The sequence below is a fragment of the Lentibacillus sp. Marseille-P4043 genome (assembly GCF_900258515.1).
Classification (GTDB): Bacteria; Bacillota; Bacilli; order Bacillales; family Amphibacillaceae; genus Lentibacillus_C.
Map to the genome: position 1 here is coordinate 46,836 of NZ_LT984884.1, position 17,079 is coordinate 63,914.

The 17,079-nt window shown below is 38.9% G+C and carries 20 protein-coding genes; 7 read left to right on the forward strand and 13 right to left on the reverse strand.

Translation table 11 applies throughout. From position 1 onward, the window contains the following. Positions 1-124 precede the first annotated feature (124 nt). The 3 genes from ntdP to mutY form a co-directional block, all read right to left on the reverse strand. Positions 125-652 (reverse strand): nucleoside tri-diphosphate phosphatase, encoded by a 528-nt coding sequence (ntdP, locus tag C8270_RS00270; protein ID WP_106498408.1) that lies wholly within the window; start codon positions 650-652, stop codon positions 125-127. 115 nt (positions 653-767) lie between these two features. Beyond that, a complete protein-coding gene (locus C8270_RS00275; protein ID WP_106494572.1) occupies positions 768-938 on the reverse strand; it encodes a gamma-type small acid-soluble spore protein in 171 nt (56 codons plus the stop codon). A 106-nt stretch (positions 939-1,044) separates the two neighbouring features. Continuing rightward, a complete protein-coding gene (gene mutY, locus C8270_RS00280) occupies positions 1,045-2,115 on the reverse strand; it encodes an A/G-specific adenine glycosylase (RefSeq protein ID WP_199794706.1) in 1,071 nt (356 codons plus the stop codon). A gap of 172 nt (positions 2,116-2,287) precedes the next feature. Between mutY and C8270_RS00285 the strand changes: the two genes are divergently transcribed. Beyond that, entirely contained in the window at positions 2,288-3,274 is a 987-nt protein-coding gene (locus C8270_RS00285; protein ID WP_106494574.1) for a metal-dependent hydrolase, read from the forward strand. A 1,061-nt stretch (positions 3,275-4,335) separates the two neighbouring features. On the opposite strand, the gene C8270_RS00290 is transcribed toward C8270_RS00285, so the two are convergent. Then, positions 4,336-4,668 (reverse strand): YfhH family protein, encoded by a 333-nt coding sequence (locus tag C8270_RS00290; RefSeq protein WP_106494575.1) that lies wholly within the window; start codon positions 4,666-4,668, stop codon positions 4,336-4,338. 97 nt (positions 4,669-4,765) lie between these two features. On the opposite strand from C8270_RS00290, the gene C8270_RS00295 reads away from it, so the two are divergent. Further along, on the forward strand, positions 4,766-5,425 hold the full coding sequence (locus C8270_RS00295; RefSeq protein WP_106494576.1) for an SDR family NAD(P)-dependent oxidoreductase: 660 nt from the start codon (positions 4,766-4,768) through the stop codon (positions 5,423-5,425). 76 nt (positions 5,426-5,501) lie between these two features. Here the strand turns inward: C8270_RS00295 and recX are convergent, their stop codons facing one another. Further along, positions 5,502-6,317 carry a recombination regulator RecX gene (recX, locus tag C8270_RS00300; protein WP_106494577.1) on the reverse strand — a complete coding sequence of 272 codons (816 nt, stop codon included), beginning with the start codon at positions 6,315-6,317 and terminating at the stop codon, positions 5,502-5,504. Positions 6,318-6,456: 139 nt separating this feature from the next. Here recX and C8270_RS00305 point away from each other — a divergent pair, with 139 nt between their 5' ends. The 3 genes from C8270_RS00305 (at position 6,457) to C8270_RS00315 (ending at position 8,568) form a co-directional block, all read left to right on the forward strand. Then, on the forward strand, positions 6,457-7,356 hold the full coding sequence (locus tag C8270_RS00305; RefSeq protein WP_325034709.1) for a TIGR01777 family oxidoreductase: 900 nt from the start codon (positions 6,457-6,459) through the stop codon (positions 7,354-7,356). Positions 7,357-7,607: 251 nt separating this feature from the next. After that, positions 7,608-8,165: a GNAT family N-acetyltransferase gene (locus C8270_RS00310; RefSeq protein WP_106494579.1), complete on the forward strand. Its 558-nt coding sequence runs from the start codon at positions 7,608-7,610 to the stop codon at positions 8,163-8,165. Positions 8,166-8,433: 268 nt separating this feature from the next. Then, the gene (locus tag C8270_RS00315) at positions 8,434-8,568 is read left to right on the forward strand and encodes a YfhE family protein (protein ID WP_106494580.1); all 135 of its coding nucleotides are present in this window, start codon (positions 8,434-8,436) and stop codon (positions 8,566-8,568) included. Positions 8,569-8,768: 200 nt separating this feature from the next. Here the strand turns inward: C8270_RS00315 and C8270_RS00320 are convergent, their stop codons facing one another. Further along, positions 8,769-9,098, reverse strand: a complete 330-nt coding sequence (locus tag C8270_RS00320) for a hypothetical protein (RefSeq protein WP_106494581.1) — start codon at positions 9,096-9,098, stop codon at positions 8,769-8,771. A 172-nt stretch (positions 9,099-9,270) separates the two neighbouring features. Here C8270_RS00320 and C8270_RS00325 point away from each other — a divergent pair, with 172 nt between their 5' ends. Beyond that, entirely contained in the window at positions 9,271-9,687 is a 417-nt protein-coding gene (locus C8270_RS00325) for a helix-turn-helix domain-containing protein (protein ID WP_106494582.1), read from the forward strand. A 39-nt stretch (positions 9,688-9,726) separates the two neighbouring features. On the opposite strand, the gene C8270_RS00330 is transcribed toward C8270_RS00325, so the two are convergent. The 6 genes from C8270_RS00330 to C8270_RS00355 all read right to left on the reverse strand — a co-directional run bounded on the left by C8270_RS00330 (position 9,727) and on the right by C8270_RS00355 (position 13,870). After that, positions 9,727-10,428 carry a hypothetical protein gene (locus tag C8270_RS00330; RefSeq protein WP_106494583.1) on the reverse strand — a complete coding sequence of 234 codons (702 nt, stop codon included), beginning with the start codon at positions 10,426-10,428 and terminating at the stop codon, positions 9,727-9,729. A gap of 2 nt (positions 10,429-10,430) precedes the next feature. Next, positions 10,431-11,288, reverse strand: a complete 858-nt coding sequence (locus C8270_RS00335) for an ABC transporter ATP-binding protein (RefSeq protein ID WP_106494584.1) — start codon at positions 11,286-11,288, stop codon at positions 10,431-10,433. Then, a complete protein-coding gene (locus C8270_RS00340; protein ID WP_106494585.1) occupies positions 11,278-11,655 on the reverse strand; it encodes a GntR family transcriptional regulator in 378 nt (125 codons plus the stop codon). Before C8270_RS00340 ends, C8270_RS00335 begins: the two co-directional genes overlap by 11 nt. Before the next feature lie 138 nt (positions 11,656-11,793). Beyond that, the gene (locus C8270_RS00345; RefSeq protein WP_106494586.1) at positions 11,794-11,973 is read right to left on the reverse strand and encodes a toxin-antitoxin system HicB family antitoxin; all 180 of its coding nucleotides are present in this window, start codon (positions 11,971-11,973) and stop codon (positions 11,794-11,796) included. Positions 11,974-12,003: 30 nt separating this feature from the next. Beyond that, positions 12,004-12,849 carry an SPFH domain-containing protein gene (locus tag C8270_RS00350; RefSeq protein WP_106494587.1) on the reverse strand — a complete coding sequence of 282 codons (846 nt, stop codon included), beginning with the start codon at positions 12,847-12,849 and terminating at the stop codon, positions 12,004-12,006. A 157-nt stretch (positions 12,850-13,006) separates the two neighbouring features. After that, positions 13,007-13,870, reverse strand: a complete 864-nt coding sequence (locus tag C8270_RS00355; protein WP_234028440.1) for a ComEC/Rec2 family competence protein — start codon at positions 13,868-13,870, stop codon at positions 13,007-13,009. Between the two features lie 182 nt (positions 13,871-14,052). On the opposite strand from C8270_RS00355, the gene C8270_RS19590 reads away from it, so the two are divergent. Continuing rightward, positions 14,053-14,538 carry a hypothetical protein gene (locus C8270_RS19590; protein ID WP_158701536.1) on the forward strand — a complete coding sequence of 162 codons (486 nt, stop codon included), beginning with the start codon at positions 14,053-14,055 and terminating at the stop codon, positions 14,536-14,538. Positions 14,539-14,880: 342 nt separating this feature from the next. Here the strand turns inward: C8270_RS19590 and C8270_RS00360 are convergent, their stop codons facing one another. Beyond that, positions 14,881-17,028, reverse strand: coding sequence for an ATP-dependent Clp protease ATP-binding subunit (locus C8270_RS00360; protein ID WP_106498409.1), 2,148 nt, complete (start codon positions 17,026-17,028; stop codon positions 14,881-14,883). Between the last annotated feature and the right edge of the window lie 51 nt (positions 17,029-17,079).

A 17,079-nucleotide genomic window follows, 5' to 3' on the forward strand; every position in this document is an offset into this window, starting at 1 on the left:
CTATATTCTCTATTGTTCGCCTAAAGCTAATGCCTTATGAACGAAAATCATGTTTCTACACGTATTGAATTATAAGGTGTATTTGGCTAGGTGGCAACCAAATCGCTTAAGCGCCAAATGATTTTCACCTGTAAGTCAAATACATCTCATACCATTGATCAACAAACCCCGGAGAAAAAGGACCTTTTCGTTGCCTAATCCAGCTTAGTAAATATTCCAAATGTTGCCGTAATATGTGATCGATAACGAGTGAATAATTCATTTGTTCTTTATGCTCAGCATACTCGTCCTCATCCAATATATCGAACGTCATATCAGGATACACCTTCACGTCTAAGTCATAGTCAATATATTTTAATGCCTCGTCTTCATATACAAATGGGGATCCAATATTGCAATAATAATAGATGCCATCATTACGAAGCATGCCGATTATATTGAACCAGTACTTAGAATGAAAATAGCAAATGGCAGGTTCTCTTGTTACCCATGTTCGGCCATCACTCTCAATTACTTGTGTTTTATCATTCGCAACGATCACGAGCGATTCCGTTCCTTTTAAAACGAGACTGTTTTCCCATACGCGATGTAATTGTCCGTTATGTTTATAGCTATGTATTTGAATTTTTGAACCTGTGTCGGGACCAGCCATCATATCTTCCCTTCCTCTATGCTTCTTTTTTCTATTATAACGTAACAAACTTAAAACGACAAAAAGAGCTTCCTTAGCAGGAAACTCTTTTTGCAAAAATCGGGGTAGGTAAAAGTTATTTCTTATTTTGTTGAGATTTTTGATTTTGTTTTCTAACCTCTTGTGCGTTTGTTTCAGATGCAAATTCTGTACCGTATTGACCCTGGCCTTGTGCTGCTTGTTGGTTTTGTTGTTTTACTTTTTGCACGTTTGTACCAGAAGCTTGTTGGTTAGGTTTTTTAGCCATCTATATCACCTCCGCACTACTTAACATCTCCACATAGCAAGAAGTTATCCAAAAGAATTTATTGGTAAAATTAACCTCCCATCAAAATGCTGCAAGGAGCCAATTCCTAATCCGTTATATACTTCAACATCTTTTGGTGGGAGACGGGAAACGGATATAATGTTATGTCCTCTTGATCGACAAAACATATGCGCTCATCAGTTGTTGCTTCCTGATCAGTTGTTGCTTGGTAAATTTCCAATTGCCAAATCAAATGGGAGAATACATGCTTTAATTTGCCTTTGTATTCTCCAATATGAAGATCGATGCCATATCCTCCATGAATCCAATTTTCGATATGATCCATCCCAATCTCCCCAACTGGAACCATCGGGAATTGCCATAAATTGGCTAGCAACCCGTTTTCTGACCTTTTCTCGATTATATATTGATTTTTATCATTTTTTATAAGCAAGGCGACATATGGTATTGTCTTTTGCTTCTTCCCTTTTGTTTTAATTGGTAACTCTTCTTCTAACCCTTCCGCAAATGCCTGGCAGTGCTCCCTTACCGGACAAAACAGGCAAGCTGGACTTTTCGGTGTACAAACAAGTGCTCCCAATTCCATAATGCCTTGATTAAATGACGAAGGATTATCAGTAGAAATGAGTTGACGAACATAGTCCTCAATAATTTTCTTTGTTTGAGGTTTGGCAATATCCTCCTCCATTTTAAGAATCCTGGAAAATACGCGCATCACATTACCATCCACCGCAGGCTCAGGTTGATTATAAGCGATGGAAAGAATGGCACCACGTGTATAAGGGCCGACACCTTTTAAAGAACCTAATTCCGCTTTGTTTTCTGGGACTTTCCCACCATATTTAGCAACAACTTCTCCGACAGCGTTTTGTAAATTACGTGCACGGGAATAATAACCTAGACCTTCCCACGTTTTTAATACATCCTGTTCATCAGCTTCAGCTAAATCTTGTGGCGTTGGATATTTTTCAATAAAACGGTGAAAATAAGGGATGACTGTATCAACTTTTGTTTGTTGAAGCATGATTTCCGATACCCAAATTTTATATGGATCCCGCGTTTTTCGCCAAGGAAGATCACGTTTGTTCGTTTCATACCAATCGATTAAATCCTGTTGAAATGTGGAAATGTCGAAATTTCGTAACTTTTCATCTATCAAAATACTTCATCCTTTGTGGTACAATTATTGCGTAAAACATTGAAACGTCTACACGTTTTCGACAACTTTGTTCATAAAATACAATCCTATACAGCTAATAGTAGTGCTTGTATTAGCTATTTCATATTCTTTCTACATCCCAAGACAGTCCTAAGGAGGAACTAGTTCTATGGATACTGGTACCCATATCGTGATGGGAATTGCACTTGGGGGAATTGCAACACTTGACCCTGTAGTGCAGCAAGATCCTACGTTATTTCATGCCGTTTTCATTGGCACAATTGTAGGTTCCCATGCACCCGATTTTGACACCATTTTGAAAATGAAAAACAATGCTGTATATCTTCGTAACCATCGCGGTGCAACGCATTCGGTTCCAGCCATTTTAATGTGGGGCATTTTAATAGCCGGGATCATTCATGCTTTTGTTCCGCAAACAAATTTATTTCATCTGTGGATATGGACATTTTTAGCTGTCTCCATCCATGTGCTTACCGATATTTTTAACGCCTATGGGACCCAAGCCTATCGCCCATTCACCAATCGATGGGTTGCACATGGGTTTATCAATACATTTGATCCATACATTTTTCTGTTGCACATCGCTGGAATTATAGCATGGATACTTGGCGCAAATCCAGGTTATACATGGTTAATTATTTATACAGTAATCTTTCTATATTATATTAAACGGTATCTCGATAAAAGAGAAATTGTAAGAAAGATAAATGATTCCTTTGCTGGCGTTGAACAAATTGCGACATCGCCAACAATTAAACAAAACATTTGGCGTGTAGCTATTACGACAACAGATAAATTTTATGTTGGATCTGTTGAAAATGGTCATATTCAAATTGTGGATGAGTTCAATAAAATCCCATTACCAAATACAAAATTAATGAACCTTGCACAAGCCGATAAAAATGTTGCTGCCTTTTTATCTTTCTCACCCGTTTATCGCTGGGAAATAAATGCGTTTGACGATTTTACGGAGGTACGGTTTATTGATTTGCGTTATCGGTCAAAAAATCATTACCCATTTGTCGCAGTTGTACACGTTGATGATAAATTCCGAGTCTTGAGTTCGTACACCGGTTGGATTTATTCTGAACAAAAACTACAAAATAAACTTTTTATTGGCGATAATCCGGTTTAAAAGAAGGGGCTGACCTACTAGCAGTAACGGGTTCTCTTTAGGGGTGCAAACAAGAGAAAAACATCTCAAATCACAGAAAAATTTACAACAAAAACATCAGGGCAATTCACAGTAGTATTAACTTCTAATATTTGTTGGTGATAGAAAATTTATTGAGAGATTTCTGGTTCTGCTACAAATGGCCGCTCCAGAAAAACACTGCGCTTTCCGTGGGCGGCTGATGAGCCTCCTCGTGCTGTCGCACTGCGGGGTCTCACCTAGGCCTCTTCTCCCACAGGAGTCTCCGTGTTTTTNGAGATTTCTGGTTCTGCTACAAATGGCCGCTCCAGAAAAACACTGCGCTTTCCGTGGGCGGCTGATGAGCCTCCTCGTGCTGTCGCACTGCGGGGTCTCACCTAGGCCTCTTCTCCCACAGGAGTCTCCGTGTTTTTCTTCCGCTGGATAGCAATCAGGGACAACAATTTTAAGTTAGATAATCTTAACTAGCGTAGGCAGAATACGTAGACTCCTGCGGGAACAGCACGTGTCCGAAGACCCCGCAGAGTGATTGGAAAGGAGGGTCGACTAAAACCGTCCTTTGCGGACAACGTCGACATACCCCTCGCCGGGGCAAGGAGGCTGAGGCCGTGCCCGCGGAAAGCGAAGTATTCTGCCGAAGCGGTTTTCCAGCACTAAATTAAGCGAGGATGTGAGAGTCAACAATATAAAATTTATGTCGTCCACAATCGGAACCGACCCTATTTGATTTCCACTTGTAAAATAACTGGTAGTTTATCAAATAAAATAGCAGAGTGAGAATATCTATTCCCACTCTGCTAAAGTTATTGCTATTTATCATGCTATTTTAACCAACAAATAGCCAAATGCATTGATATAACTACAAAAATAAGGGTGCGATACTGTATGTGATTTTGCACCCCATTTATATTGTTATTTGTTGTTTTGCAACCTTAAAGAGAACCCGTTATACTAGCAGAGGTCAGCCCTTTTTTCTATTCGGATCCGGCTCTAAAGCCAGACCTAAATTTCTCGCTTCCGAGCATCGAAAACCGTTCATTATCTTATTCGACTTTATCTCCCAAGATTGAAATTGGTATTGCCTCTTCTTTTTCATACGTCTCATCAAGCAAGTTGATCCGGTGCCCCCATGCAAACACACCATTAATATAATTAATTTTAAATCTATGTCCGGGGTCCCCGTTCATTTCATGGATGTCGTTCGCATGGAAATCTTCTGGATTCAAGGTATATGCCATTGCTACTTGCATCTTGCGTTCATTTATTGCCACTTCACTAATATTTCCAAGCTGCTCCGCTTTTTGTGCCTTTTCTTTCAATCGGCCAATTTCCTGGCGCAGCTGTTCAACTGTAAAATCACTATATCGGTAATCCATTCCTTATTCTCCCTTCATCTGCCTATTTACATTTTACCAATAGTTTAGGACAATGGAAATGATCGTGATCACTTTTTGAACAAGGGAGAGAAAAATCATGCCAAATGTTGCGATAACTGGTGCAGGGAGCGGACTTGGCAAAGCGCTTGCACTTCAATATGCAAAAAATGGTTATAACGTGTTTTTACTTGGACGAACAGATAATAAATTACATATTGTCCAGCATGAAATAGAAGCAACAGGCGGTCAGGCCGAAATTGTTTTATGTGATGTGCGTCAAGAAGCATCTGTTGGTATTGCTTTTCAACAAATCGGTGAACTTGACGTTTTTATTAACAACGCGGGAATCGGTATTTTCGGGCCGGTAGAAGACTATGATATCAATCACATTGATGAAACACTTGATACAAATGTTAAAGGAAGCATCCTGACCGTACAAGCTGCCTTGCCTTTGATCAAAGAAAGCAAGGGACGGATTTTGACGATCATCTCAACAGCTGGACTCCGGGGAAAAGTTAATGAATCAATCTATTGTGCTAGCAAATTTGCTGTTAGAGGGTTTACCGAAAGCTTGCAAAAAGAGTGGGAAAATAAACCATACAGCATTACCGCTGTCTATATGGGCGGAATGAACACACCATTTTGGGATAATTCTACCCATGTAAAAGATGCTTCCGGCTTAAAAGGTCCGGAAGTAGTTGCGGAACAAATTTTCCGAGAAGATGACGGACGGAAAGAGATTTTTGTAGATAGATAAAGTGGAATCTTTCTACTCACTGTTGACGGGATAAATAAATTGACCGAGAATATATTGGAGGTTCTCGGTCGGTAATTTATTCTGTAATATGTTCATCTAAAAATTGATTTATCAGTTCAAGGGAAAACCCCTTACGATAAAGCGCCTCTTTTACTTTTTGCCGCAATTCATAGCCCATTAATTTCGCTTGATGTTTTCGTACTAATTTTTCGCCATGATGAACGAGTGCATCCCATTCCGCGTCGTTATCCTTTTCATCGTCGACATCAGCTAATGCTTCCTTAATAACATCCTGTTGAAAACCTTTTTGCATTAACGTTGCTTGAACCTGTTGAAGTTGCTTGCGAAAGGAGTGCTTACTATTGTGGTTTAATTTCTTTTCCACCCATTTCTGTGCTTTTTCATATTGAATAGCATATGTATACTGTTCAACCGCTTGACTAGCAATAACAGCTGAAACACCCTTGTCCTGCAGCTCTTTTTTTACAAGCATTGGTCCTTTATTCGATGTATTGATACGTGTTTGCACAAAAGCATTCGCAAACTGTTGATCATCAAGTAAATTTTCGTTTTGCAGGCGCTCGATAATTTTCGTTATATGCTCAGCTTCTACTTCTTTTTTCACTAAATAATCGTAAACTTCTTTTTTTGTACGCATTCGGTAGCTTAAATAGTTGATCGCAAGGGTATATGACTTCTGTAAGGTATCTTTTTTGACAAGTGTGGCAATCATGGATTCATCTAATTCGAGTCCTTTATGTAATCGATACTCAATCAGCACAGCTTCGTCCACACTAAAGCCATATGCTTCACCCTTATCCGTTTCCAAATAAATATTGTAACGATGCTTCTGTTTTTTCTGTGTCGTGATCCGGGTAATCTTTTTAGTCATTGTTATCCCCCTTTTTATAAATTTTAACAGAATACGAGTACAAGCGCCCATTAAATATGCAAAGTGCCCTAACACAAGTTGGTATCGTTACTGTGATTTATTCATATCTTAAAAATAAATAACATCATTTACCCTAGGAGTGAGTACGTTGAATGTATTGTTAACCGGTGGGACCGGCTTTGTTGGACAACACCTGACAACGGAATTAACGAAACAAGATCACCATGTTTACATACTTACACGCTTTCCTGAAAAACATCTAGACACATCTAGCTGTACATTTATTGGATACGACCATAACGTCAGCGACCTTTCCGTTATCCACGCTGTAATTAATCTGGCTGGCGAATCACTTTTTGGCTATTGGTCAAAAAAGAAAAAGCAAGCGATCGAAACAAGCAGGCTTAACACAACACAATTGTTGATTGATTGGATGAAGCAAATGTTCCAAAAGCCATCCGTGTTCATTAGCGGGTCTGCCATTGGGTTTTACGGAACGTCAGAAGATATAATTTTTACGGAGGAGTCGACCAAACCTGGTGATGATTTTTTAGCCCATGTGGTGGTGGAATGGGAAAAAACAGCTAGTCAAGCAGCAGATATGGGAATCCGAACTGTCTATACCCGCTTTGGCGTCATTTTAGGCGAAGCAGGAGCACTCCCTTATATGGGCCTGCCTGTTAAATTGTTTGCTGGCGGGAAAATTGGCAACGGCGAGCAGTGGGTTTCCTGGGTACACGTGGAAGACGTCGTTCATCTCATTCTTTTCTGTTTACAAAACGAACAGGTCACGGGCCCTATAAATGTGACAGCGCCAAATCCAAAGCGCAACAAAGACTTCACTAAAATATTGGCACATGTGTTAAAGCGACCACATTGGCTCCCTACCCCATCTGTATTAATGCGGATTAGCATCGGAGAAATGAGTCATCTAATCACAAAAGGGCAATATGTTTTGCCGAAAAAAGCGGAGGTAAACAATTACACCTTTGCATATCCTGATGTAGAGCATGCATTAAAGCAAATCTTTCAGAAATAGCAACATATCGATTGTCATAATTTGGCTGGAGAAAGTTATTTTCATTTGTAAAAATCCAGTGTAAACTAAAAGCAGAACAGAATTAAATAGGGAAGGCAAATGGTGCGCCACCAGTAGTTACTGGTTCTAGTGGGTTCGATTCCCACCCCGGATTTTTGTTGAACGCTAACTAAAAATTCGTGGGTGGTCCTTACTACTGATTCCCTGTCTAACTTGAGGATACCCACCTGTAAATAAGGAGGGTATTTTTTATGCTAAAAACGCGCGATTTACATGAGGTGCCTGGATTATTCGAATTGCTTGTGCACCCGGAAGTATTTCCATATGTAAGACAAAAAGCAACAACAAGTGATGAATATTATTTCATTACTAAACAAACGATGGAAGCAGAAGAAAATGGAGAGTTGATTTCTCGAACGATTTTAGACGAATTTGGGCACCCGATTGGTACGATAAATTTGTTTGAAATTCAGGACAATCACGGGTTTTTAGCCACCTGGATCGGCAAACCTTATTTCGGGAAAGGATATAATAAACGAGCCAAAGAGCAATTTTTTGCGGAGTTATTTTTTGACTATCCAATTGAAGCTATTTTCATGAAAGTAAGAAAAACAAATACCCGTTCCCTAAAAGCAGTCTTAAAATTGCCCTATGTAACGCTAGGAAACACGCTTTATGCAGAAGTTTATCAACAGATTAATCCACAAGAAGAAATTTATGATCTGTTTGTTATCACGAAAGAACATTACCTAGCATATCAGCAATTTTCCAATGCTGACCCTACATCAAGTGGTGAGGAAGTTTCCTAATTGATGTATGTATAAATATCCCTTAACAGGCAAATCCTAAGAACAAAAGCGTAAGCGCCCGTTTAGCGACGTACGGACTGGACTGAGCCGTAGGAGATAAAGGAAACACGGTAAGCGGAAGCGAACCGATGTTGACTTATCGGACGAAGGTGAGGGAAGTCTCGCTAGTCGCTGGGCGCTGGAGCTGGACGTAGCTCATCCTGCCCAAGAACAGATTAGAGCTAAAATTTTATACTTTCTAATCTAAGAACAAAAGCGAGGGATGTTTATGAAGAAGAACCCAAAGCATGATCATCAAGAAGAAAAATTTCTTTCGAAGACACAAGAGGTACTTTATCAGCGGGAATTTAAAAGTGCGGATAAAGTGTATAACCAATTTTCCCAAAAAGGAACCCGGAGATAATCAATCCGGGTTCCTTTTTTATCCACAAGAGAAGATCTGCATGTTAATAAGTCCCCAAAACCTTGTCAGTGGACCGGCACTTATTCACAATAAAGTTGTTGATAACTTCCCTGTGTCTTGTTGATAATGTTGATAAGTCCATTCGATCTTTATAAAATGGTCTATTGTTTGTTGATAACTCTGTGAATAACTTCGTGGCCTTAATATGCCAGTTTATATGTTTCGGTTTCCTCTTTCACGTGAAAACCCTTTTCCTCTTCGGCAATCCGTTTAAATAGGACTTTCGTTGCTGCTTTTTCGGCATCTTTCTTTCGCTTACCATACCCATATCCTGTCATAATATTGGTTGATTCAAAATCCATTGCTGCTTGCCAGACTTCAGCCCTTTCCACATTCCATAAATAAATACTAACCGTGTTGTTTCCCGATACATGTATTTCAAAATCTTCACTGTTGAACATTGCACGTAAGATGAAACATTTTGTAAAGCTCGTGATGGTATGATGATATAAAATCAGACAATTAACCATGACACTTTGCTCCCTCCGTACGTTCTGTTTAGGAACATATTACTACATGTTCAAGATAAGAACAACAATAAGCGTTTCTCGACTTCTTGTCATGATAGGATTAAAAGTATCTTAAGGATAGCTATAAGGTCCCGTCTTTTATCCTAATTTTATTTGTTAGAGTGTGATAATCATGAATTTGGAGCAGATTGCGTATAATATAAAATTTTTACGTGAACAGAACGAGTGGACACAAAAAGAGCTTGCGGAAAAGCTATCAACCTCACGTTCTGTTATCGCTAAATGGGAGAACAATGTGGTCACCCCTGACGTACCATCACTAATTGAGCTTAGCATGGTATTTGACGTAACGATTGATCACATCGTTGGCAACTATACATTACGGGAAGATCTGCTGAAAGATTTCAAACGAGTATATAGTTCCAAAGCTCGACCATTCGATGTTGAGGTGATGGAGCTAGTTGAGTACTTAATGATGCATCCACTTCTAAAGGAACAAATCTATCAACTAAAAAAACTTCCGATGAAAAAACAAAAATCATTGCACCTTTTATTTGCTACAATGATTGAAGAATATGAACGGTTGTAGGTGCTAAAAAAGGGATGAACCTCTCATCCCTTTTCTTAACTACCTCGCTATTTCTATCGTTATCTTCCGCAACATAATCCATGAAAGACCATAAATCACAATACCAATTAACAATACTTCAACAAAAAACGTCATCGTCAGTGACAAAAATATATCGCTGAAAAAGTCGATAATCCACCCATATGCTATCCCAAATAGCACTGTAATAACTAGTGCACCAACAACTGTCCCTCCACCTAATAAACCATATTTATAGAATAACAACCCGATTGCAAACATGAATGCTAAGATAAAAAACATGACAGCGGTATCAATCGTAACGCGTGTCAACCATGTATCTGTCATTAATTGTGACGGATGGATAAAGCGAAATGTGTCAATACCTACTCCATTTGAAATCCATATGACAAGTGAGTGAATTGTATTTGCTAGCATTGCCTTTGCTAGCGCTAATCCCAGAAAGAAAATTCCTATACTCACAAACAAATTCTTTCTAGTTGCACCCATCTTGATCGAAAACGGAATCCCCTGTTTTACCGTAATAAAACCAAATATTCCACAGTAAATATAAATCGCCATCGATAAGGCAAAAGTCATTCTTCCTTCATCAACATTCATTAAAAGGTACGCCCCTACAATACTCACAACTAATGAGCTAACCAAAATGGTCCAAAAAATAAATAAGGAATGTTTGACATCCGTAACGAAAAAATAAAGTAACCCTTTCACTTGTCTACCCATGTTTAGGCTCCCTTCTTGTTTTCTGTTAAGTAAATCATTAATTCCTGAATTGGCACTCCTTCAACCGATAACCCTGCTGACTCTGCCTGTTGCTTACTCCCATAGACATATGCTGTCATCATCCCAGCTAGTTCCTTTTTGCTAATGACTTGCTTGTTCCTAATAAAAGCTTCCACTTCTTCTATACTCCCAGATACAGCACACGTATTATTACGTAAAACCTCTGCTTCTTCCTTCAGTACAAGCTTGCCATCTTGAATGATCAATACTTCCTCAAACAACAAACTTACTTCGTCAATTAAATGGGTAGAAAAGATGATCGTACGCTTTTCTTGTTCATACTCTTCCAACAAGATCTCATAAAATTTCCTTCTTGCTGCCGCATCCAACCCGATATACGGTTCATCAAAAATGGTGATCGGTGCTTTACACGCTAAACCAACGATAATACCAAGCGCCGATGCCATCCCTTTTGATAATGCTTTTACCCGAGCATTCGGTTTTAGCTGATAAACATCCATCAGTTCGTCAGCTAGGTCTTGGTCCCATGTCGGATAAAATAGCGAATACATCCGTAGCACATTTTTAACCTTTAAATCACGTTTAAAGTTGTTACCCTCTTTAATTAAACAAATGGATTCTGTTAACCGCTGATTATCAAACGGCTTTTCCCCATCGATCAGAATTTCACCGGTTGTTGCTACAATATGGCCAGATAATATTTCCATAAATGTTGTTTTCCCTGCTCCATTACGGCCCAAAAGTCCATAGATCTTTGGTTCATCTAATGAAAATGAAATCGTATCAAGTGCTAATGTGTCTTTATATTTCTTTGTTACACTTTTTACGTCAATTCGCATTATTTGTCCCCTCCCATTTAATCATTTCCAGTAAATCTTGATCACTTAACCGTAATTTTTTTGCTTCACTCCTTAATGGTTGAATGAATTTTTCATAAAAATGTTCCTTTCGTTTTTCAATTAAAATTTCCTTGGCATCGTCTGTCACAAACATTCCAACCCCTCTTTTTTTAAATAAAATGTTTTCATGAACTAGTTCATTTATGCCTTTAGCTGCGGTTGCTGGATTTATTTTATAAAAATTTGAAAATTCATTTGTTGATGGTACCCGTTCACCAGGTTTAATGGTTCCATTGATAACCGAATCTTCTAGTTGTTCTTTTATTTGCAGGAAAATTGGCCTGTTTTCATCTAGTGTGTATTTCATGTTAACCACCTCGGTTGATCGGTTAATTACTTATGTAACTAACCATATAACCTGGCGGCGTATTTGTCAATAACTTTTGCAAAACTTATAAAAAAATAAGGTTTTGCCTATAAATCACGTGCAAAACCTTAATAACGTTTAATCTTCACCTATTTTTTTATCTTCTTTTTTTGGAAGCCTGCCAGCTTTCTTTGCTGCATCGCGTAACAAAAATTCCACGTGACTATTGACACTACGGAATTCATCCTTTGCCCATCTTTGCAAAATATCGTATAACTTCGGATCTATACGTAATGGGAAATTCTTCTTCTTCGCCATAGAATCCCTCTTTTACTAAGTTTAAAACTTTTATTGGTACAATGATCCAGTATTTATAACTGGTTGTGCGCCATGGTCGGATACAATTGAAACGAGTAAATTATTGATCATGGCCACTCGTCGTTCCTCATCTAAATCAACAATTCCTTCTTTTTCAATCCGTTCGATGGCATCCTGCACCATTCCTACTGCACCTTCAACAATTTGCCGGCGAGCAGATATGATTGCACTCGCTTGTTGACGCTGTAGCATCGCTTGGGCAATTTCCGTTGAATAAGCAAGATGGGTCAAACGCGTTTCAATTACTTCTACACCAGCAACGTCTAATCGCTCCTGTAACTCTGTTGCCAGTTGGTTGGACACGACATCGGCATTCCCTCTTAACGTCAATTCAACATCTTCAAACGTATCGTACGGATATTTCGTTGCCACCGCCCGAATTGCTGTCTCACTCTGGATCTCCACAAATTGTTCGTAACGATCAACATCAAACACTGCTTTTGCTGCATCAACCACCTTAAATACAATCACAGCAGCAATCTCAATTGGATTCCCATTGACATCGTTAACCTTCAATCGCTTACTGTTAAAATTTCGTACCCGTAATGAAATCGTTCTTCTGATGGAGAAAGGAACCGTAATAACAATCCCTTCCCGGCGGATCGTCCCCATGTATTTACCTAGAAAAATAACGACAACAGATTGATTCGGCTGCACCAATGTAATACCACTACCAAGTGTAATGGCAACAACAAGACAAATTCCGCCAATAACAAATTGCTGGTTAATCAAGCTAAAAACGGCCCCGGCAACAAGTGCAGCAATTACGATTATCCCCAAAAACCCATTCATCGACCAAGCATTTCGTTCCTGCATAGCAAGCCCTCCCATTATATTATATTTATATTAAAATGATATCACTATTGTTTAAATTTGTAAAATAATTATTTTTATTTTCTGTCATTTATTTAATTACCAACTAAAAAGCAGTGCAGTTTCTTTTCCTGAAACCACACTGCTCCAAAATGGAATATTACCCCGCTTTTTCCGTCAATCCATCAATCGGTGTTTTTTCTGTCATGATAAAATAACCTTCTCCATCCGTTGAAATCGTAATATCACCAAAGACAGCCGTAGAATAAATGTTTGCGTTAACCTTTTGTAGATTACGTATTACCCGATCAACCGGATGACCATAATCATTTTGTTTACTGTACGTAATAATCGCTACTTGTGGTTTGATAAGATCCACAAATTTATAAGACGTACTCGTGTTAGAACCATGATGCCCAACTTTATAAATTTCCGACTGGAGATCTTCTGTCTGAATTAACCGTTTTTCTTGTTCCCGTTCAGAGTCACCCATAAGCAAAAAATCGACTTCTTGAAAACTCACCTTTAAAACAATGGACGATTGATTATTATTTTTATTTTCTTCATATGCATTTAAAATCTGTATGTTTACAAGTGGATCAATAGTGATCGTATCATTTTGCCTCGCGATTCCCACTGGTATTTTATTACTTTTAATTGCGTTAATATAACGCAAATATGTTTTCGTTGTATGCAATTTGCCTGAATCGATTATTTTCTTAACCTTGAACGATTTCATTACTGCTGGCATTCCCCCAATATGGTCAATATCTGGGTGTGTTGCAATTAAAAGATCAATTTTTTTCACATCGTGTTTTTTAAGAAAATTAACCACTGTCTTACCAGCTTTTGGCGGACCAGCATCAATAAGAATTGTTTTTTCATTTGGTGTTTGAATAAAAATACTGTCACCTTGACCAACATCAATAAAATGTACCTTCATCTGGTCCAGTGGTTCGCTATAAATAATATCTTTAGGAAAAAGAAAAAATAGGACAAGCCCTATTAATGTAAACGTCCGCATATGAAACATCCTTTTTACAATTGCTTTGGTTCTATTAGTTTTTTCAAATTCAGCGTGTATTATGAATGATGCGGATGAATTATTTTTTACTCAAGGCTCTTTTCGTAATGTTTGTTGTTTTTTAGGTTGATATAAACTGCGACACAGTGACAATTCCTGTTGTGACGCTTTCTTTCACCCTAATGAGGGCTGAGTATTTGAACCCAAGCGAGAAAACATCAACCCGAATCGCGGAACATCGGCCCGAACGAGGAAACATCAACCCGAATCGCGAATCATCAACCCGAACGCAGAAATATCAGCCCGAATCGCGAATCATCAGCCCGAACGAGGAAACATCGGCGCGAACGAGGAATCATCGGCCCGAATCGCGAATCATCAACCCGAACGCAGAAACATCGGCCCGAACGCGGAAACATCGGCCCGAATCGCGAATCATCGGCCCGAATCACGAATCATCGGCCCGAAACCGAGAACATCAACCCGAATCGCGAATCATCAGCCCGAACGAGGAAACATCGGCGCGAATCACGAATCATCAACCCGAACGCAGAAATATCAGCCCGAATCGCGAAACATCAACCCGAACGCAGAATCATCGGCCCGAATCGCGAATCATCGGCCCGAAACCGAGAACATCGGCCCGAATCGCGAATCATCAACCCTAATCGCGAATCATCAACCCGAACGCAGAATCATCGGCCCGAATCGCGAATCATCAACCCGAATCGCGAGAACATCAGCCCGAATCGCGAATCATCAACCCGAACGCGGAAACATCAACCCGAATCGCGAATCATCGGCGTGAGTGCGAAATCATCGGCGCAGAGTGATTCCGGCGGAGAGCAATTCTATAGTTACTTCTCAGTTTTGGATATTGTGTAAAAACAATAACTGTCTTCGATGGGGCGAGTAATCGCAGTCCCCATCTTTTTAAAAAATTTTACTCAAACAATACCTACCTACAAAAAAATCCTGCCCCGAAATTTTGGGACAGGATTTAATGAAACTTATGCCTGTTTCACTGTTATTTGATTATCGATCATATCAACATTTATTGCTGTTATATCATTGTTTTCCAATAGCAAGTCGGTTAATTGATCTTCTACTTTATCTTGGATAACCCGGCGTAATGGTCTTGCACCAAATCGTGGGTCATAACCAAGTCGAACCAATTCATGTTTTGCTGCATCAGAAATAGTGATATTTAAATTATTCTCTTCCATATTTTGTGTTAAATCATGAAGCATTAAATCAACAATTTCTAATAAATTAGCTTCACTTAGTTCATTAAATGAAATAATCGAGTCAAACCGGTTTAAGAACTCTGGTTTGAAATAAGCACTCAAATTTTCCAAAATGGATACAGATTCATGCTCGGATCGGTTAAAACCAACATTAATTTCTTTTATACCAGTTCCAGCGTTACTTGTCATGATAATAACTGTATCTTTAAAGCTTACCGTACGACCGTGTGAATCCGTTAAATGGCCATCTTCCATAATTTGCAGGAACATATTTTGTACATCAGGATGTGCTTTTTCAATTTCATCAAGCAAAATGATGGAATATGGATTACGACGGACACGCTCGGTTAATTGTCCTGCTTCCTCATGACCTACATAGCCTGGAGGGGAACCGATAATTTTTGACACCGCGTGTTTTTCCATATATTCACTCATGTCCAGACGAATAAGTGCGTCACGAGAGCCAAACAACTCCTCTGCTAGTGCCTTGGTTAATTCTGTTTTCCCGACACCAGTTGGACCAACAAATAGAAATGATCCAATTGGACGGTATTTTGATTTTAAACCTGCACGACTACGACGGATTGCTTTTGCAACCTTATCAACCGCTTGTTCTTGTCCAATTACTTTTTGCGATAGATTACTTGCAAGGTTTTTCATTTGTTCTTGTTCATCTTTTTGCAGTTTCGTAACAGGTATTCCTGTTTTTTCTTCAATAATTAATTGAATGTCTTCTAATCCTACATCAATTACTTGTGCTTCATCTTTTGCTTTATCCAGCTGTTTCTGCAATTGTATTTCCTGATAACGCAAGTGAGCTGCACGTTCATAGTCTTCTTTTTCAGCAGCTTGTTCTTTTTCCTGCACTACTTCATTTAATTTTTGTTCAATGGAATCAGAATCTTTTTCGGCATTGGCAAGGTTTAAGCGTGAGCCAACTTCATCCATTAAGTCAATTGCTTTATCTGGTAAAAACCGATCTTGAATATACCGTTGTGATAAGGTTACAAACGAACGGATAACATCATCGGAATATTTTACTTCATGGAATTTCTCATAACGCTCTTTGATACCATTTAAAATTTGTACAGCTTGTTCAACTGTCGGTTCTTTGACCATAATTGGCTGCAAGCGACGTTCAAGTGCTGCGTCTTTTTCAATATTGCGGTATTCTTTTAGTGTTGTTGCACCAATTAATTGTAGTTCACCACGTGCTAGTGCTGGCTTTAGAATGTTTCCCGCATCCATTTGTGAGCTTTCTGCTGTGCCTGCACCGACTAATAGATGGATTTCGTCAACAAACAAAATAACGTTTTTACGTGTTTGCAATTCCTGAACTAATTGCTTCATCCGCTCTTCAAATTGACCTCTTATGCCAGTGTTTGCAACGAGTGATGCTACATCAAGCAAATAAATTTCTTTGTTCATCAATTTTGTTGGAACATTACCTTCCGCGATTTTCACAGCTAATCCTTCCGCGATTGCTGTTTTCCCAACACCTGGTTCCCCAATTAAAACTGGGTTATTTTTATTTCGTCTATTAAGTGTTTCAATTACACGTTTCACTTCATTATCACGGCCGATCACTGGATCAATCAAGCCAGCGCGTGCAGCGTGTGAAACATTTTTTCCTAATTGATCAAGCAACCCATTTCCTTGGTTCCCTTGTCTTTCTTGTGTTCTTGTTCCAGCTTGTTGTGCGCCATTTCCTTGGAAGAAATGGTTTGCAAAATCACCTTGTTGATCGGAACCAAAACCTGAACCAGAGAAGAAGTTATTTGTTGGGTTTATCATTTGACCTTTTATTTCTTGAAAGCATTGATTACATACATGCAATTGCACTTTTTCATTATTTATTTGCATTGACATATTAATGGTTGCTGGTTGAATACCACATTGTTGACATTTCATCATGTCATTCCTCCTTGTGATTTTCATTAAATATTAGGTACCTGCTTCTTA